This window comes from Streptomyces sp. NPDC055400, assembly GCF_053644375.1.
Map to the genome: position 1 here is coordinate 208302 of NZ_JBSHLM010000011.1, position 20017 is coordinate 228318.

Here is a 20017-nt window from a genome sequence, read left to right on the forward strand (position 1 = left end):
GGAGCCCGCACGGCTCGACCGGGCCGCCGAACTGTTCCGCCTCGGCCGGCTGTCCGAGCTCGCCCGCGCCTGGGCCGACGGGGCCGCGGTGGAGTGGGACGACTGCCGCGCCGGCGACGGCGTACGGCCGCGTCGCGTACCGCTGCCCGCCCACCCGCTGGACGAGCGCTCGTACTGGATCGGCGGCTGGCGCAGCGCGCAGGAGACCGGCGAGAGCCGGGAGCCGGTCGAGACGACGCAGGTCTCAACTGCCGGGCCCGCGGCTCCGGTTGACCGAGTGGACCTGCCTCAGGAGCGCGAGGAGCGGCCCGGACTCGACCCGCAGGAGGTGCTGCGGGCCGTGGTGGACGCGGTCCGCACGCGGCTCTATCTCGAGCCGGACGAGGTCGACCACCGGCTGTCCTTCAACGAGATGGGCGTGGACTCGGTCGGCGCCGTGGAGATCGTCGAGCAGCTCGGCGCACGTTTCGCCCTGGAGATGGACCCCGTGACGCTCTTCGACCACCCGACGGTGACCCGGCTCGCCGAGCACGTCAGGGAACTGCACCGGCAGAGCCCGGCGCCGCGGCCACAGGCCGCGTCAGCCGTCGCACAACCGGCGGCACCCGAGGCCGCCGCCCTGCCCGCACCGGTTCCGGTGCCGGCACCGGAACCCATGCCCGTACCCGCACCCGCACCCGAGTCGTCCGCGTCCCCGGACACCTGCGACGACATCGCCGTCATCGGCATGTCGGGGCGCTTCCCCGGGGCCGAGGACCTGGACGCCTTCTGGGAGAACATCGCCGCCGGGCGTGACAGCTTCACCGAAGTGCCCGCGCAGCGCTGGGACGTCGGCCCCGTCTTCGACGCCGACCGTCTCGTCCCCGACAGGACGTACAGCAAATGGGCGGCCATGCTGCCCGAGGTGGGCCGGTTCGACGCGGCGTTCTTCAACCACTCGCCGCTCGAGGCCGAGGTGATGGACCCCCAGCAGCGGCTGTTCCTCGAGCAGTCCTGGGCGGCACTCGAGCACGCCGGGTACGCGGTGGGCGCCGACGACCGCACCTCCTGCGGGGTGTTCGTCGGCTGTGCGCCCGGTGACTACTCGACGCTGCTCACCGAGGCGGGCCGGGCCGACACCGGCCATGCCTTCCTCGGCACCACCAGTTCGCTGCTGCCCGCCCGGATCGGCTACTTCCTGAATCTGGACGGCCCCACCATGGCCGTGGACACGGCCTGTTCGTCCTCGCTCGTGGCCGTGCACCTGGCCGCCGACAGCATCCGCCGCGGCGAGTGCGCCATGGCCCTCGCGGGCGGTGTGGCCCTCATGGTCACCCCGCAGCTGCACGTCAGGGCCAGCAAGGTCGGCATGCTGTCGCCGCGCGGCACCTGTGTGCCGTTCGACGCGTCGGCGGACGGCACCGTGCTCGGCGAGGGCGTGGGCGCCGTCGTACTCAAGCGCCTGGACCGGGCCGTCGCCGACGGGGACCACATCCACGGCGTCATCAGGGCGACCGGGGTGAACGGCGACGGCCGCACCAACGGCATCACCGCGCCGAGCGCCCTGTCGCAGGCCGCGCTCATCGCGGACGTGCACCGCAGGGCCGGCGTGGGCGCCGACGACATCGGATACGTGGAGGCGCACGGCACCGGTACCGCGCTCGGCGACCCGATCGAAGTACGGGCCCTGACCGAGGTGTTCCGCCGCTCGACCGATCGCAGCGGCTACTGCGGCATCGGCACCGTGAAGGCCAACATCGGGCACACCACCATGGCCGCGGGGATCGCGGGCCTGCTCAAGACGCTGCTCGCGCTGCGCCACCGCGAGCTGCCGCCCGCGCCCGCCTTCGACACCCCGAACCCGAAGACGGAGCTGGACTCCAGCCCCTTCTTCGTGGTCCGTGACCGCCAGGAGTGGGAGCCGGGTCCCGGCGGCCTGCGGATCGCCACGGTCAGCAGCTTCGGCTTCAGCGGCACCAACGCGCACGCCGTGCTCGCGCAGGCCCCCGAGCCGCAGGCCCGCCCCGAAGAGCCCGACCAGGAGCGGCTGTTCGCCGTGTCCGCCCGCGACGGGGCGGCCCTCGACCGGCTGCTGCTGCGGCTCGCCGACAGTGACCTGGACGGCGTCACCCCGGCCGACCTGGCCTTCACGCTCGGCGTCGGCCGCGCCCATCTGCCCGTGCGCGCCGCCGTGATCGCCCGGAGCGTGCCCGAAATGCGCCGCAGGCTCCGCCTGTTGCAGTCCGGCGTCCAGGCCCCGGGCTGCTTCCGCACCGGTGATGGGGCCGCGTCCGGCGACCTGGACGAGCAGACCCGCGCCGAGCTCGCGGAACACGCCGGGTCGGGTTCGCCCGCCGAGCGTGTCGCCGCCCTGGAACGCCTGGCCGCCGCCTACACCGCGGGCCAGGACCTCGACTGGCGGTCCCTGTCGTACGGGGACCGGCCGCGCCGGGTGCCGCTCCCGACGTACCCCTTCGGCGGGGACCGCCACTGGATCACACTCCCGGACACCGGCCGCACCACCGCGCCCGCCACGGCACCCGCCACGTCCAGCACCGAACTCCCGAACCAGTCACCGCAGTTGGCTCCCCACCCCCTGCTCGGCGCTGTCTCCGGGGCGCCCGGCGACCCGGACGGCGCCCGCTTCCCGGTGCCCGTGCCGGCCGCGCACTGGGTGCTCGACCACCACAGGATCGGCGACCGGCCGGTCCTGCCCGGCGCCGCCGGGCTCGACCTCGCGGTGGCCGCGGCCCGGCGCTGCGGCCTGCGCGGCACCGTGCGGCTGCACGGCGTGCAGTGGCTGCGGCTGATCGACGCCGAGGCCGCCGGCACGCTGCGGCTCACCCTGACCTCGGACGGCGAGGGCTACCGCTTCGCCCTGGCCACCGGTGACGACGGGACCGTCTGCTCCCGTGGCTCGCTCACGGTGCGCCCCGATGCCCAGGACGCCGCCGCCCCGGCCGCGTCGCCCGAGACCCTCGATGTCGCTCGGATCGCCGCCCGCTGTCCTTACGAGGTCCCCGCCGAGCGGTTCTACGACGACTTCCGTTCCGGCGGGATCGCCTACGGCCCGTCCTTCCGGGTCCTGGAGAAGATCACCTTCGGTGACGACGAGGTGCTCGGCACGCTGCGCGCCACCCCGGACAGCGGCGGGTTCGCCCTGCACCCCGCCCTGCTCGACGGCGCCCAGCAGACCATCGCCGCCCTGGAAGGGGGCAACGACGCCACCCTGGTGCCGTTCTCCGTCGAGACGGTCGAGGTCGTCGACGCGACGGCCGTCCCCGCGTTCGCCCACGTCGTCCGTGCGGGAAAGCACCGCTACACGGTGCGCCTGGCCGACCGGTCCGGGCGGGTCTGTGTCCGCTACGAGGGCCTCGCCCTGCGGGCGCAGAACAACCCGGTCGACTCCATGATGTACCGGCCGGTGTGGCGCCCCGCTCCCCTGCCGCAGCCCGGCGACGCGCCCGCGGGCGGCCGTACGGTGGTGGTCCACACCGCCGACTCGACGGCCCTGGCCGCCGCGCTCGCGGCCCGCACGGGCGCCGGCCTGGTGGCGCTGTCCGGCGCGCGGGACGCGGCGCCGGACCCGTACGCGGTGCTCGAACAGCCCGTGGAAACCGTCTACTTCGTGGCCCGCACCGGTGACGCCGAAGGGCCCGCCGAGGCGGACCGCACCGCCCTTGACCTGTTCCGCCTGGTCAAGCGGATGCTCGCCGCGGGCCGAGCCCGTGACCGCATCGCCCTGCGCATCGTGCTCGCGGGCGCCGTACCGGCGGACCCCGAGGACAAGACCGAGCCCGTGCGCCCGCACGCGGCCGGAGTGCTCGGCCTGGCCCGTGCGATCGAGTCGGAGTGCCCGCGCTGGAGCGTCGCCTGTGTCGATGTCGGCGCGGACGGCGGCACCGTCGGTGCCGAGCGCGCGGCCGAGCGGATCGTGGCCGAGCCGGGCACCGAACCGCTGGTGCTGCTGCGCGGCGAGGAGCGCCTGGAGCGCGTCTTCGAGCCGCTGCGCCCCGCCGCGCCCCGGGGCACGGAGCCCTTCCGCGAGGGCGGTGTGTATGTGATCGCCGGCGGCGCCGGCGGCATCGGCTTCGCGCTCAGCCGGCTGCTCGCCCGGATCGCCCGGGCCCGCCTCGTGTGGATCGGCCGCAGCCCCGAGGGCCCGGAGCACCGGGCCAAGGCCGAGGAGATCGCCGCGCTGGGCGGCCAGGTCCTCTACGTGCAGGCGGATGTCGCCGACGAGGCGGCACTGCGCCGGGGACTCGACTCCGTGCACGCCCGGTTCGGGCAGGTCGACGGCGCCGTGCACGCGGCGCTCGACCTGCGGGACCGCACCATCGCCCTCATGGACGAGGAGGACTTCCTCGCCGGGCTCGCGCCCAAGGTCGCCGGAGTCACCGCCTTCGCCCGCGTCTTCGGGGCCGAGCCGCTGGACTTCATGCTGGTCTTCTCCTCCGCGGTGTCCTTCGTGGAGGCGGGCGGTCAGGCCAACTACGCGGCCGCGAGCACCTTCGAGGACGCCTACGTCCAGTGGCTCGACCGGCGGCACGACTACCCGGTGTCCGTCGTCAACTGGGGCTTCTGGGGCAGCGTCGGCGCGGTCGCCGACGACCGGATGCGGGCGGCCTTCGCCCGCCTCGGCGTCGGCTCCGTCGAACCTGCCGAGGGCATGGCGGTGCTGCGCCGGATCATCGCCGGGCGGCTGCCGCAGACCCTCGCGATGAAGGCGGACCGCGCGGCGCTGCCCGCCATGGGCATCCGGGTCGCGGGTACGCCCGAGGGCGAAGGGCCGGCCCGTACGTCGCCGCCCGCGGCGAGTGCAGCGCCCGGCCCGGCCACGCGGACCCCGGACCCGGCCCGGGTCTCGGTCGCGGTCCCGGACCCGGTGGCCGCCGGTGCGGACGGGCTGTCGGCCGAGGCCGTGCGGTCCTACGTCGCCGGGGTGTTCGCGGAGGTCCTCAAGTACGAGAGCGCTGCGCTCGACCCGGAGGCCACCTTCGAGACGTTCGGCGTGGACTCCCTGGTGAGCCTCAACATCGTCGACCGCTTCGAGCAGGACCTGGGTGACCTGCCGCAGACCCTGCTCTTCGAGTACATGACGATCGACCAGGTCGCCGGGTACTTCCGCCAGGAACACGGCGAACGGCTCACCCGGGTCGTCGCCCCGGCCCCTGCCCCTGCCCCTGCGCAGGACCACGGTCAGGACAGCGTGGTCGCGTCCCCCGCGGCCGAGGAGGTGTCCGGCGCCGCCGTCCAGGGCGGTGACGAGGAGGTGTTCGCCCGGGCGCAGGAGGCGTTCGCCGCGGTCGAGGCGTTCAGCCGCGATCTGCTGCGCCGCACCTTCCCGCGTCTGGACGGCGTGCCCCGGCCCGGTGAGAGGATCACGGCCGACGAACTCGCCTCCCGGCTCGGCGTGGTCCGCAGGCACCGCCGCCTCTTCGACGCCGCCCTGAGCATCCTGCGGTCCTGCGGAGCGGTGACGGGCGACGCGGACACCCTCACGTTCGCCGAGCCGTCGGCGGCGCCGGGGGCCCGCGTGGAGGGCGCCGAAGTCGCCGCGCTCTACCCGGAGATGAGCGGTCACGTCACTCTCCTGGAGCGCACCCTCGGCGCCCTGGGAGAGGTCCTCGCGGGCCGCAGGAACCCGATGGACGTGCTGTTCCCGAAGGGCTCCGTGGCCCTGGTCGAGCCCATCTACAAGGGCCAGCCCATCGCCGACCACTACAACCGGCTGCTCGCCGACGAGGTGGCCGACGCCGCCCGCCGGGTGCGCGCCCAGGAGGGCCGCCCGGTCCGGGTCCTGGAGATCGGGGCGGGTACGGGAGCCAGCTCCCGTACCGTGCTGGCCGCGCTGGCCGCCGCGGACGCCGGGGCTCACTACTGCTACACCGACATCTCCCCGGCCTTCCTGCGCCACGGCGAGCGGGAGTTCGGCCCCACCTATCCGCAACTGGCCTTCCACACCCTCGACATCTCCCGCGACCCGGTGGAGCAGGGCATCGAGGCCGCCTCGTACGACGTGGTGCTCGGCACCCATGTGCTGCACGCCACGCCGGACATGGAGCGCACCCTGCGCAACATCCGCACCCTGCTGCGGCCGGGCGGACTGGTCCTCGTCAACGAGATCACCCGCTTCTCCGAGTTCCTCACGCTCACGTTCGGTCTGACGACCGGCTGGTGGATGTACGAGGACGCACAGTGCAGGCTGCCGCACTCACCGCTGCTCGCCCCGGTCCAGTGGCGGCAGAGCGCGGCGGCGGCCGGGCTGCGCACGGTGCGCACCGGCGGTCTGCCGGGCGTACCCGCCGACGATCTTGAGCAGTCCCTGGTCGTGGCGGAGCGGCCCGTAGAGGACTCCGGCGACGCGTCGCCGGACGGTGCGGCGGACGAGCGGTCGCCCGAGTCCGTGCGGTCCTATGTGACCGGCGTGTTCGCCGAGGTGCTCAAGTACCGTGCCGAGGACCTGGATCCGGCGGTCACCCTCGAGAACTTCGGGGTCGACTCGCTGGTGAGCCTCAACATCGTCGACCGCCTCGAGCAGGACCTGGGCGATCTGCCGCAGACCCTGCTCTTCGAGTACACGAGCATCGACAGCATCGCGCAGTACCTGAGCGCCGAGCACGGGGAGCGGCTCGCCCGGGTCGTGGGCGAGGCATTGCCGGCGGCGCCCCAGGCCCAGGCCCAGCCCTTGGCTCCCGCACCCGTTTCCGTCGATGTCCCCGTCCCCGCCCCCGTTTCCGCCTCCGTCGACGTCCAGGAACCCGAGCCCGTGCCCGAGCCCGCGGCGGCTGTACGGACCCCGGCCGGCGACGACCCCGCGGACCCTCTCGACATCGCCGTCATCGGCGTCGTGGGCCGCTACCCCCAGTCTCCCGACCTGGAGGCGTTCTGGCGCAATCTCTCCGAGGGCCGCAGCTGCATCACGGAGATCCCGTCCGAACGCTGGGACTGGCGCCGCAACTTCGACCCGGACAAGAGCCGCAAGCACCGCAGCTACAGCCGCTGGGGCGGCTTCCTCGAAGACATCGAGATGTTCGACGCCCCGCTCTTCGGCATCCTGCCGCGCGACGCGGCCGACATCGACCCGCAGGAGCGGCTGTTCCTGGAGACCTGCTGGGAGCTCCTGGAGACAGCCGGATACCTCGGCACGTACACGCACGAACCGCAGACAGGTGTCTTCGCCGGGCTGATGTACGGCGAGTACGGCCTCCTCGCGGCAGCCACCGACTGGCCCGAGGGCCGCTACGCCACCGGCCACTCCGCGTACTGGTCGATGGCCAACCGTGTCTCCTACACGTTCGACCTGCAGGGTCCGAGCCTCGCCGTCGACTCCGCCTGCTCGTCCGCGCTCAGCGCCATCCAGCTGGCCTGCGAGAGCCTGCGCCGCGGTGAGAGCCGGATGGCGATCGCGGGCGGTACGAACCTGATCCTGCACCCGGCGCACTTCGCTGCCCTGTGCGCCCGCAACATGCTCTCCGCCGCCGACGCCTGCCGGGTCTTCGACGACGGCGCCGACGGGTTCGTTCCCGGCGAGGGCGCGGGCGCGGTGCTCCTCAAGCCGCTCGCGCAGGCCGAGGCCGACGGCGACACCATCTGGGGGGTCGTCAAGGGCGCGTTCAGCAACGCGGGCGGCAAGGTCAGCGGTTACACCGTGCCCAACCCCAACGCCCAGGCCCGGCTCGTGGAGCGGACGCTGCGCCGGTCCGGCGTGCATCCGCGGACCGTGTCCTACGTGGAGGCCCACGGCACCGGCACGGCGCTCGGCGACCCCATCGAACTGGGCGGTCTGACCAAGGCGTTCCGCGCCGCGGGCGCCACCGACGACGGCTACTGCGCCGTCGGATCGGTGAAGTCCAACATCGGCCACCTGGAGGGCGCGGCCGGTATCGCCGCCGTGACGAAGGTGCTGCTCCAGCTCAAGCACCGCGCTCTGGCGCCCACCATCCATCTGGACCGTCTCAACCCGAAGATCGATTTCACGGGTTCGCCGTTCGGGCCGCAGCGCACCGCCGAGCCCTGGGACCGTCCGGTCGCCGGTGTGGACGGCGAGGAGCGCAGCTGGCCGCGGCGGGCCGGTATCAGCTCGTTCGGAGCGGGAGGAGCGAACGTACACATGGTCCTTGAGGAGTACACCGGCCCGGACCCGCTGGACGCCGAGGACACCATGGGAGCCGCGGGTGCCGAGGAGCCGGAGCTGTTCGTGCTCTCCGCGCTCGACCGCGAGACCCTCGCCCGTCACGCGGGGCGAGTCGCCGACTTCGTGGGCGGCCCCGAAGGCGCGCGAGTCCGGCTCGCCGACCTGGCGCACACCAGCAGGGTGGGGCGGCGCGAGCTGCCCGAGCGCCTCGCGGTGACGGCCGCTTCGCACGGACAACTCGCCGCCCGGCTGCGGGAGTTCGCCGCGACCGGGGCGGCGGGCGAGGGCGTGAGTACCGGCACGGCCCGCAAGGGCGGAGCCGGCAGCGGGCTCGGCGCCCAGGAACTCGCCGCCGCCCTGACCGGGCGCCGCTGGGCGGACGCCGTGGAGCACTGGACGCTCGGGGGCCGGGTCGACTGGCGTACGGCGGACGCGGGACGCCCGGTCCGCAAGGTCGCGTTCCCGACGTATCCCTTCAACCGCAGCCGCCACTGGATCACCTCCGACCCGCACCATCTGGCGCCGGAGCTCCCGGGCGGCGGCCGTCCGGCCGCGGAGCCGCTGTCCGGTGCGGAGCCGGCCGCCGCCGAACCGGACGCCGCGACCCGCCTGCCCTCCCCGGAGCCGGCCCGCCCCGAACCCGTAGCCGCAGCAGCAGCCGCAGCCGCTGAACGCCCCGTCCCGGTGCCCGTCCTCGTGCAGCCGGCCGAGGGCAACGATCGCGACGGAGGCGGGCCCGCGGCCGGCGTCACGGCTGACGTCACTGCTGACATCACTGCTGACGTCACTGCCGAGGTCATGGCCGACGTCACGGTCGAGCGCGGGGCCACCCACCCGGCGCTCGCCCTCGCGGCGCATCACCGGATCTCCGGTTCCCGCTGGGTGCCCGGGGTGTCGCTCCTGGAAGTGGCCCGCGAGGTCTGTCCCGGCGCGGACGGCTCCGCGGGGGCCGCATTCCCCTTCCGGCTCGGCTCCGTGCGCTGGCTGACGCCCGTCGACCTGGACGCCGGGACCGACCGGGTGACGGTCGGCTTCACCGAGGACGGCACCGGGACCGCGTTCCGGATCACCGCGGGCGGACCGTCCGGCACCACCGTCGCCCGGGGCACCCTCACCGAGGGCCCCTGCGCCGACGACGACGGCATCGACCTGGCCGCCGTGCGGGACCGCAGCACCGGGCGCCCCGACCCCTGCGAGTTCTACGACGCGTTCGCCCGCGCGGGCCTGGAGTACGGCCGCCCCCTGCGCACCGTCGCGGACCTGTGGACGGGCACCGGTGAGTGTCTGGCCCGGCTGAGCCTGAGCCGCCTGATGCGCCGCGTCGGCCCCGCCCACGCCCTGCACCCCGCGCTCCTCGACGGCGCGCTGCAAGCGGTGTCGAGCCTGTGCGCGGCGGACGAGTCGTATCTGCCCGTCGGCATGGGGGAGATACGGGCCCATGGCGCGCTGCCCGCGGACAGCTGGGCCTACGTCAGGGAGGTCACGGCCGAGGGCGCGACGGGCGGCCGGCGCCGGTTCGACATCCGGCTCACCGACGGCACCGGGCGAGTCCTCCAGGCCGTGGACGGCCTGGAGATCGCCCCGCGCGCCGGAAGCGGCGCGCCCGAGACCCGTACCCGCTACCTGGCACCGGTATGGACGCCCGCGCCTTTGCCCGCCGGGGAGCAGGCGCCGGGCACCGTGCTCCTGTGCGGCGCCGAGACGCCCCAACGCCTGGAACTCGCCGGGCAGTTGACAGCCGCGGGCAGCACCGTGGTGTACGCGTCCGACGGCCCGGCCTTCGCCCGCAGCGACACCGGCCCCCACGCCGCGTACACCCTGCGCGGCACCGACCCGGCCGAGCACACCCGGCTGATCGAGGACCTCGCGGGGCGCGGACTGCTGCCGGATGCCGTCGTGCACCTGGCCGGCGAAGCGGAAGCCGACAGCCAGCGACAGGGCGCCGACGGCCGCGAGTCGGTCCTGCCGTTCGTCCTGTGGTCCGCGGTGGCCGTACTGGGCAGGCCCGAACGCCCCGGCCTGCGCGTCGTGTTCGCCCACCGCGCGGGCGCACAGGGCGCCGAGCCCCGGCACATCGCGGTCGGCGCCACGCTGCGCACCCTCGGCCTCGAGCACAGCAGGTTCAGCGGCGTACGCGTGGAGCTGCCCGCGGGCGGCGTCGGCACAGAGGCGGTCGTCGCCGAACTGCGCGCCGCGCGGCCGGGTGCCGTCGAGGTCTCCTACGCCGCCGACGGCGGCCGCAGCGAGAAGAACCTGGAGCGGTTCGAGCCGCCGGCCGCCGGTCTGTGCGACTTCGCGCCGCGGGCGGGCGGCACCTATCTGATCACCGGCGGCGCGGGCGCGCTCGGTCTGCACTTCGCGGCGTACCTGGCCGGGCGGGCGCCGGACGACGCCACGATCGTGCTGGCCGGCCGCTCGCAGCCGGGCGACGATGCCGCCCGCCGCATCGCCGAGCTGAACGGCGACGGGGCCCGGGTGCTGCACCGGTCAGCCGACCTGCGGGACGCGGCGTCCGTGGAGCGCCTGGTGGCGTCCGTCAGCACCGAGTTCGGGCCGCTGCGCGGTGTGCTGCACTCCGCGGGCGTGACCCGGGACGCCCGGGCGGTGAAGAAGACGGCGCGGGAGCTCGACGAGGTCCTCGCGCCGAAGGTGTCCGGGACCGTGCACCTGGACGCGGCGACCGCGGACCAGCCGCTGGACTTCTTCGTCCTGTTCTCCTCGATGTCCGGCGAGTCGGGCAACCTGGGGCAGGCCGACTACGCGTACGCGAACGCGTTCCTCAACGCCTTCGCCGCCCGCCGCGACGGCCTGCGCGCGGCCGGGCTGCGGTCCGGGCGCAGCCTGTCGATCGGCTGGCCCCTGTGGGCCGACGGCGGGATGACGGTGGACGACGCCACCCGCGAGATGTTCGCCCGCACCTGGGACATGGTGCCGCTGAGCACGCACGCGGGTCTGGAGGCCTTCGTCCGGGGCCTCGCCTGCGAACTGCCCGCCCTGTGCGTGGTGGAGTCGCTGGTACGGCCTGAGGCGGCGGCCCCGGCCGCGGCGCCGCGGCCCGCTGCCGCACGCCACGGGCTGCCCGCCATGGACGGGGCGGCGCTGCGGGAGCTCGTGGAGCACGAGGCGCGGGTGCTGGCCTCCGGGTTCCTGCTCGTGGACCCCTCGGAGGTCGACGTGGCGGCCGAACTTCTGGAGCTGGGCTTCGACTCGATCACGCTCACCGAGCTGGTCAACAAGGTCAACGAACGCTTCGGCCTCGACCTGCTGCCCACGGTCCTGTTCGAGTGTCCCGACCTGGTCTCGTTCGCGGAGTACCTGACGCAGCACCACGCCGCGGAACTGGCCCTGCACTACGCACCGGACAGCCCGGCCGAGCACACGGACGTACGCGACGAGCCGGCCGTGTCCGACGGCACACCCGCCCCGGCCCCCGCGGCACCGGCCGTCCCCGCGTCTCCTGCGCCATCGGTCCCACCCGTGACCGCAGTGACCACCGCACCCGCACCGGCACCGGCAGTGACCACCGCACCCGCACCCGTCGGCCGCGCCGAGATCGCCGTCATCGGGATCGCCGGGGTGTTCCCCGGCTCGGCGGACGCCGACGAGTTCTGGGAGCACCTCGCGGGCGGCGTCGACCTGGTGCGGCCGGTGCCTGAGGACCGCACCGCGATCCGCGCCAACCCGGCCACCCGCGAGCTGCGCGGCGGCTTCCTCGACTCCGTCGACACCTTCGATGCCCGCCTCTTCGGCATCTCGCCCAACGAGGCCGCCCTCATGGACCCGCAGCAGCGGCTCTTCCTGCAGACCGCGTGGCGGGTGTTCGAGGACGCGGGCTACCGTCCGGCCGACCTCGCGGGCGCCCCGTGCGGCCTCTTCGTCGGGGTCGCCACCCATGACTACGACGATCTGCTCAAGGAGAACGGCGTCGCGGTGCAGGCGCACACCGCCACCGGTATCGCCCACTCCGTCCTCGCCAACCGGGTCTCGTACCTGTTCGACCTGAACGGTCCCAGCGAGGCCGTCGACACCGCCTGTTCCAGCTCCCTGGTCGCGATCCACCGCGCCCTGCGCGCCATCCAGGACGGCGAGTGCGAACTGGCCGTCGCGGGTGGCGTCAACGTCATCCTGACCCCGGGTCTGCTGGAGTCCTTCACCCAGTCGGGCATGCTCAGCCCGGACGGCCGCTGCAAGACCTTCGACGCCGACGCCGACGGCTACGTCCGCGGTGAGGGCGTCGGCGCGGTCCTCCTGAAGCCGCTGGCCCGGGCCGAGGCCGACGGGGACCATATCTACGCGGTGGTCAAGGGCACCGCCGTCAACCACGGCGGCCGCAGCAACTCCCTGACCGCGCCCAACCCCGAGTCCCAGGCCAGGGTCGTGGCCGCCGCCGTGCGCGAGGCCGGGGTGGCACCGGACACGATCACGTACATCGAGGCGCACGGCACCGGTACCCGGCTCGGCGACCCGATCGAGATCGAGGGTCTGAAGAAGGCGTTCACGACGCTGCACGAGGAGCGCGGCGAGGCCGTGCCGGACACCGGGCGGATCGCCATCGGCGCGGTGAAGACCAACATCGGTCACCTGGAGACGGCCTCCGGGATCGCGGGCGTCCTCAAGGTGGTGCAGAGCATGCGCCACCGCGCGCTGCCCGCGAGCCTGCATCTGCGCCGGCTCAGCCCGTATCTGCGGCTCGACGGCACGCCGTTCACGGTCAACGACCGCCACCGCCCGTGGGAGCCCGCCCGCACGCCGGACGGCAGGCAGGTGCTGCGGGCCGGGGTCAGCTCGTTCGGCTTCGGCGGCTCCAACGCCCATGTGGTGCTGGAGGCGTACCCGGCGCGGACCGCGCCCGCCGTGCAGGACTTCGCCCCCCACACCGTGCCGCTGTCCGCCGGCGACCCGGACGATCTGCGGGCTTACGCGGCACGGCTCGCCCGGCACCTGGCCAGCACGCCGGAGGCCGATCTGGCGCGGGTCGCCTACACGCTGCAGACGGGCCGGACCGGGCACCGGCACCGCTTCGCCGTCCGGGTGCGGGACCGTGACGAGCTGATCGGCGCCCTGGAGGCATTCGCCGCCGGGGAGCTGCCGGAGCACGCGGCGACCGGGACGGCCCGCCGTGACGCTCCCTCCGTGCAGAGCGACGAGGACCCCGCGCTGCTGCGGAAGTCGTGGTGCGAGGGCGCCGACGTGCCGTGGCACACCTGGTGGCCGAAGGCCCCCGGACGTGTCCCGCTGCCCACGGCGCCGTTCGCCCGCACCCGCCACTGGTTCCCCACCCCGGATGCCGAACCGACGGCGCCCGCCGTACCCGCACGCAAGGAGGCCACCATGACAGCCCGCAGCGAGGCGCAACCGACGCGTCGCGGTCCCAAGATCCGCCTCGCGGCGCCGAGGAGTGCGGGGGGTGCCACGGCGACCGCGCCGACCCGGGAACCCGTTCCCGCGCCGCCGGCTCCGGCTCTCGCCACGACGGCATCGCAGCCGGTCCGGGCCGACGCACCGCCCCCGGCCCTCCCCGAGGCGGAGGCCGCCGCCTCCACCGTCGTCGGCCTGCTGCGCGGTGAACTGTCCAAGATCCTGGGCATGCCGCCCGAGGAGATCGAGAACGACGCCCCCTTCGGTGAGCTGGGCCTCGACTCCATCTACCGCATGGACCTCGTCCGCACGCTCAACGAGGCCTTCGGCCTGGACCTGAAGGCCACCGAGCTCTACAACTACGACACCGTCGGCAAGCTCACCGAGTTCGTCGCGCCGCTGGTCGGCCCCGCCGGGGCCGCTCCCGCCGCCGAGCCGGTCACGGCCGAGGCACCGCAGCAGTCCTCCGCGTCGCTGGAGGACCTGGTACAGGACGTCATCGAGCGTGAGCTCGGCCGCACCGCCGACCCCGCCAAGTCCTTCGTCGACAACGGCTTCGGCTCCTTCGACATGCTGCGGGTCGTCGCCTCCCTGGAGCGGGTCTTCGGCGCCCTGCGCAAGACGCTGCTCTTCGACCACCCCACGATCGGCGCGCTGGCCGCGCATCTCGCCGAGACGCACGGTCCGCAGGCCGCAAGTCGTCTTTCGTCCCCGCCGCTGGAGCGGCCCCGGCCCGGGCCCGCCGCGTCCCAGGAGCCGTACACCGGCGGGGCGCTGGTGGTCGAGAAGAAGTCCCTCGCCGGGCAGCCGGAGCTCGCCTCGACGGTGGCCGCTCTGGAGAGCGCGTACGGCCGGGAGGGCGGACTGCCGGGCCGCGACATCGCCCCGCTGATCTTCCTGGGCGCGGGCCGCACGGCGTACTTCAACTTCTCGGTCCGCGACGACGCCATGCTCACCTGGAGCTATGTCGGTCCGACCGAGGAGATGCCCGCCCTGGCCACGGAGTTCGTGCGCTACGGGCAGGCGCACGGCCTGGCCGCGAACATCGTCTCGCTGATCCGCCTGGAGGAGGTGGACGGCGTCCGGTTCACCGCCACCCCCTTCGGGGCTCTCCAACGGCTCGAGGGCATCAAGGACTTCAGCCTCGAGGGCGGCCGGATGCAGCGGCTGCGCTACGCGGTGCGCAAGTTCGAGAAGGCCGGCACGTGCCGGACCGAGGAGTACACCGTCGGCTCCGACCCGCGTACCGACCAGGAGATCACCACGCTGATCGACCGGTGGTCGGCGGCCAAGGAGATGGTGAACCCGTACGTCTCGACGGTCCGGGACGAGATCGGCCGCGGCATTCTCGCCGCACGGCACCGGATGTTCCTCACCCATCTGGACGACCGGATGGTCAGCGCCGTCATCGTCACCAAGATTCCCTCCGAGGACGGCTATCTGCTCGACCTCGAGTTCTATCCCGAGGACGCGCCGCTCGGCAGCCTCGACCACACGGTCGTAAAGATCATCGAGCGGACGGCGGCGGATGGCTGCACCGTCTTCAGCTTCGGCGGCAGCTTCGGCGCCAAGGTCTGCGAGTCGCCCAACGCCGCGCCGGAGGCCGAGGCCGCCCTGACGGAGCTGCGCTCGCGCGGCATCTTCACCGGTGACGGCAACCTGCGTTTCAAGAACAAGTTCCGTACGGAGAATCTGCCGCTGTATCTGTGCCAGCCCGCGGACGCGGAGCGCACCGATGTCTCCCGGCTGATCCTGATGATCGCCAACCCGGAGGTGGGCGGCGACCGCGCCCCCACGGCCCCGACCGCCCCCACCGCCCCCACCGCCATGGCAGCCCCGGCTTCCCGGCAGGCCCCGGCCGCCCGGCCCGAGCCCGCCGCCGCTCCCCCGGCGGCCGTCGCGGCCCGGGCGGCCGAGGTGCCCGCCGATGCCCGTCGCCGTGAGCGACAGCTGGCGGACCACGGCTGGAACGCGCTCCATCTGGCCTCCGGCGACGTCGAGTTCGACCTGATCACCGACTCCTGGGCCGAACTCGACCGCCCCTTCGTGCACTCCCGCACGGCGCGGCTGCACGCCGTGGCCGCCGGGCGCCCCGTGGGCCAGACCCTCGAAGGGCTCGACCTGCTGCCGTTCTCGTGTGTCGTGGCCACCACGTCCGGGCGGGCCGCGGAAGCGGCGCTGTGCCGGGCCTGGCCGCAGCAGGGCGTCGTGGTGCACAACTCGCTGTTCCCGACCTGGTACTTCAGCCACCTCGACCACGGGTTCACACCCGTCGCGGCCCGTCGCGCGGCCACCGCGGACGACGGTGTCTTCCGCGGAGACCTCGACCTCGGCCACCTGAACGGGCTGCTCACCGAACACGCCGGCACGATCGCCTTCCTGTGCGTGGAGGTCAGCAACAACGCCCAGGGCGGGGCCGCGCTCAGCCTGCACAACCTCACCGGCATCCGGGAGACCGCCGACCGGCACGGCCTGCAGCTCGTCCTGGACGCCACCCGTGTCCTGGACAACGCCGCGCTGATCGCCGCGCACGAGCCGGGACAGACGGGCCGCGATCCGCTCGACGTGGCGCGCGAGCTGCTCTCCCTCGCCGACAGCGTCACCATCAGCCTCTCCAAGGACTTCGGCGTGGACACCGGCGGGATCGTCGCCACCGACGACCCGACCGTCGCCCACCACCTGAGGGAGCGGATCGCACTGCGCGGCCCGGAGGCGGGCCGTGCCACCCGCGCGCTCGCGGCCGCCGCGCTCGACGACCTCGACTGGGCCGCGACGGCGACCGGCGAACGGGTACGGCGCGTGGCGGACCTGCGGCAGGCCCTCGCCGCGGCCGGCGCCCCGGTCGCCCCGGGCACCGGCACACACTGCGTGCTCCTCGACACGGCGCGCCTGCCCGCGCTGCGCGGCCACGAGCACCCGGTGCCCGCCTTCCTCGCCTGGCTGTATCTGCACACCGGCATCCGTGCCGCCGCCCACCTGGACGACGCTCCCGGCACCTCGTCCCTGGTACGCCTCGCGCTGCCGGTCGGACTCGGGCAGCGGGAGACCGACGAGCTCACCACCCGGCTCACGGCGCTGTTCCGCGCCCCGCAGCAGGTCCCGGAGCTGCTGCTCGCCGCCTCCGACGGGCCCGCCGCCCTCGCGTCGTACCACCCGGTGGACCAGGTGCCCGACGACATCCGCGAGGCGATGGCCGAGGGCCACACCGCCGAGAACGACAACTGGGCGGTGCTGCGCGAGCATCACCCGGATGTCGAGCGGGTGCTGCTGCGGCTGCCCGAGGGCGACGGCGGCGGCGACGTCGAGGTGTTCACGGCCGGCGCCGGCCCGGCTCTGCTCATGATGCTTCCCTTCAACATCGGCGCCGGGCTGTTCGGCCCCCAGTTCGCGGCGCTCAGCGAGCGCTACCGGGTGATCGTGGTGCACCACCCGGGGGTGGGTGACACCACCGCGTGCGAGGAGCTCGGTTACGAGGGCATCGCGGACTTGTGCCTGCGGGCGCTGCGCAGGCTCGGTGTCCAGGGTCCCGTGCACGTGGCGGGCGCCTCCTTCGGCGGGATCACCGCCCAGACGTTCGCCCTGCGCCACCCGGAGTCCACCGCGTCACTGACCCTGATCGGCAGCTCGTACAAGCTCGGCAACCGGGCCGGCGAGGTCAACCGGCTCGCCCTGGTGGCCAAGGAGGACTTCGACCAGGTCCAGTCACTGAGCGGTTCGTCGCGGCTGGACCGCGAACGCGCCCACTACGAGCGGCTCCTGCTGCGCTGCGAAAGCATGGACCCGCAGACCGGCCTGCGCTACCTCGACGTGTTCGCCGCCGCGCCCGACCTGCTCGGCCGGCTCGGCGACATCGCCGTGCCCACGCTGATCGTGCAGGGCCGGCACGACACGGTCATTCCGCAGAAGACGGCGCACCTGCTGCACGGTGCCATCCCCGACGCCCGCTACCACGAGGTGCCCGACGCCGGGCACTTCCCGAGCCTGTCGAGCTCCGAGGAGTTCAACGCCGTCCTGTCCGCCTTCCTCGAGGAGCACCCCGCATGACCATCACCTCGTCGCTCGACGTCAGGCCCGAGATCCAACAGGCCGTCACGGTGCGGCCCGGCATGTGCGGTCCCGGCTCGCTGTTCGTCGGCCAGCTCGGCGACTGGACCTGGGAGACCGTCAGCGCACAGTGCGACACCGATGTGTTCGCGGCCCGTGACGCGACGGGCAACCCCACCTATCTGGCGTTCTACTACTTCCGGGTGCGCGGCGGACGGGAGCTGCACCCCGGCTCCCTCACCTTCGGCGACCGCCTCACCGTGACCTCGGGCTGCTACGACCAGGGCACCGAGTCGGTGCTCACCTTGCACCGCATCGACCGGGCGGGCAGTCAGGACGACCGACGCCCCCTGGATCTCCATGAGTTCTACGAGCGGCCGCGGGACGGCTCCCTGTATGTGGAGAACTTCAACCGCTGGGTGACCCGCTCCGCGCCGGGCAGCAACCAGGACCTGGTGAAGTCCTCGCCGCCCGGCTTCCGCAACGACCGGCTGCCGCAGCTGCCGGCCGCGTACTCGCCGCGTGCCGTGTACCGCGAGGCACGCACCGCGCACACCTTCCGCGCCCTGGACGAGCCCGGTTTCCGGCTGCTGCCCGAGACCGTCGAGGTCGAGCACCCGGTGGACATCGTCCGTGACGTCAACGGCGTCGGACTCCTCTACTTCGCCTCGTACTTCTCCATGGTCGACAAGGCCGCGCTCGCCCTGTGGCGCCGGCTCGGCCGCTCCGACCGGGCGTTCCTGCGCCGGGTCGTGGTCGACCAGCAGATGTGCTACCTCGGCAACGCCGACCTGGACTCGGTCCTGACGCTGGGCGCCCGCGTCCGGGTGAGCACCGAGACGCCCGGCGAGGAACTCGTCGACGTCGTCATCAGCGACCGCGACAGCGGCCGCGTCATCGCCGTCAGCACGCTGCACACCCAGCACTCCCAGCACTCCCAGCACTCCCAGCACGACGCTCACGACCCGAAGGGGGAAGCATGACCCAGGCACCACCGGATGTGCGGGCACACACGGCCCGGCTCGTCGTCGAGGTCGTCACCGAGATCCTGCCCGGTGTCGACCCTCGGCTCATCGGCGGCAAGCGGCACTTGAAGGACCTGGGGGCCGACTCCGTGGACCGGGTCGAGATCATCGCGGCGCTCCTCGACCGCACCCGGGTGGACGCCCCGATGTCCGACTTCAGCGACCTGCCCGACATCGACAGCCTCATCGACTTTCTGAGCGGAGCCCGGCGATGACCACGACCGGTGCCGAACAGGCCTACGGCATCGAGGCCTTGAACGTGTGGTGCGGTCTGGCCCGCCTCACCGCCGCGGACCTCTTCGCGGGCCGCGGCCTCGACCCCGAGCGCCTCGACAACCTCATGATGTCCGAGCGCTCCATCGGCCTGCCCATCGAGGACCCCGTCACCAACGCCGTCAACGCGGCCCGCCCCCTCGTCGAGGCCCTGTCGCCCGAGGAGCGCGCCCGGATCGAGCTGGTGGTGACGTCCACCGAGTCGGGGGTCGACTACAGCAAGTCCCTCACGTCGTACGTCCACAAGTACCTGGGCCTGAACCGGCACTGCCGCCTCATCGAGGTCAAGCAGGCCTGTTTCGGCGCGACCGCGGCCGTGCAGACCGCGGTCGGCTATCTGGCCTCCGGGATCTCGCCCGGGGCGAAGGCCCTGGTCATCGCCACGGATGTGGCGGTGGTGGACGAGAAGGCCGAGTACTCCGAGCCCGCGGCGGGGCACGGCGCCGCGGCCATGCTCCTGAGCGACCGGCCCCGCGTCCTCGCCATGGACCTCGGCGCGTTCGGCAACTACAGCTACGAGACCCTCGACTCGGCCCGGCCGTCGCCGCGCTTCGACATCGCCGATGTCGACCGCTCGCTGTTCGCGTATCTCGACTGCCTGAAGAACGCGTACGCGGACTACGCCACCCGCGTGACCGACGTGGACTTCACCCGCGACTTCGACCATCTCGTCATGCACACCCCGTTCGCGGGCCTGGTCAAGGCCGGGCACCGCAAGATGATGCGCGAGCAGGGCGTCACGGGGCCGCGTATCGACGAGGACTTCGCCCGCCGCGTCGCCCCGTCCCTGGTCTACCCGGGCGCGGTCGGCAACCTGTGCTCCGGGTCGGTGTACCTGGCCCTGGCCAGCCTGCTCGACTCCGGTGTGGTGACCGCGCCGAGCCGGGTGGGCCTGTTCTCGTACGGTTCCGGCTGCTCGTCGGAGTTCTTCAGCGGAATCGTCGACGAGCGGTCCGCCGCGGCCGTCGCCGAACAGGGCATCGGCAAGCGTCTCGAAGCCCGGGCCCGGATCACCTTCGACGAGTACCTGGCGGTGCTCGAGCACAATCTCGAGTGCCTGGTGCCGGTCGAGAACCGCACCGTGGACCCGGCCGCATGGGAGCCGCTGCTCGACCGGGTCGGCGACCGCCCGGAGATCCTCACCTTCACCGGCGTCAAGGACTACCACCGCCAGTACGCGTGGCGCTGACCCCGGCGGCGG

At 73.6% G+C, this 20017-nt stretch carries 4 protein-coding genes (1 of these 4 running past the window's edge); all 4 read left to right on the forward strand.

Annotated elements, in window-relative coordinates; all coding sequences use genetic code 11:
* Tightly spaced (each overlapping or abutting the next), the 4 genes in view from ACWIGU_RS28205 to ACWIGU_RS28220 form a layout consistent with a single transcriptional unit that may run on beyond the window.
* Positions 1–17518, forward strand: the 3' portion of a protein-coding gene (locus ACWIGU_RS28205; RefSeq protein WP_454404494.1) for an SDR family NAD(P)-dependent oxidoreductase. Its footprint begins 4592 nt before the window's first position; only the last 17518 of its 22110 coding nucleotides appear in the window; its start codon lies beyond the left edge, outside the window; it ends in the stop codon at positions 17516–17518.
* Positions 17515–18501 carry an LnmK family bifunctional acyltransferase/decarboxylase gene (locus ACWIGU_RS28210; protein ID WP_454404495.1) on the forward strand — a complete coding sequence of 329 codons (987 nt, stop codon included), beginning with the start codon at positions 17515–17517 and terminating at the stop codon, positions 18499–18501. Before ACWIGU_RS28205 ends, ACWIGU_RS28210 begins: the two co-directional genes overlap by 4 nt.
* On the forward strand, positions 18498–18758 hold the full coding sequence (locus ACWIGU_RS28215) for an acyl carrier protein (RefSeq protein WP_454404496.1): 261 nt from the start codon (positions 18498–18500) through the stop codon (positions 18756–18758). The genes ACWIGU_RS28210 and ACWIGU_RS28215 overlap by 4 nt, the downstream gene beginning before the upstream one ends.
* Positions 18755–20005 carry a hydroxymethylglutaryl-CoA synthase family protein gene (locus ACWIGU_RS28220; RefSeq protein WP_454404497.1) on the forward strand — a complete coding sequence of 417 codons (1251 nt, stop codon included), beginning with the start codon at positions 18755–18757 and terminating at the stop codon, positions 20003–20005. The genes ACWIGU_RS28215 and ACWIGU_RS28220 overlap by 4 nt, the downstream gene beginning before the upstream one ends.
* Positions 20006–20017 lie beyond the last annotated feature (12 nt).

What these genes read in the sequence shown, in the direction of transcription:
- ACWIGU_RS28210 (WP_454404495.1), top strand. Translation starts at nt 17,515, where the DNA reads ATGACCATCACCTCGTCGCTCGACGTCAGGCCCGAGATCCAACAGGCC.
- ACWIGU_RS28220 (WP_454404497.1), top strand. Translation starts at nt 18,755, where the DNA reads ATGACCACGACCGGTGCCGAACAGGCCTACGGCATCGAGGCCTTGAAC.
- ACWIGU_RS28215 (WP_454404496.1), top strand. Translation starts at nt 18,498, where the DNA reads ATGACCCAGGCACCACCGGATGTGCGGGCACACACGGCCCGGCTCGTC.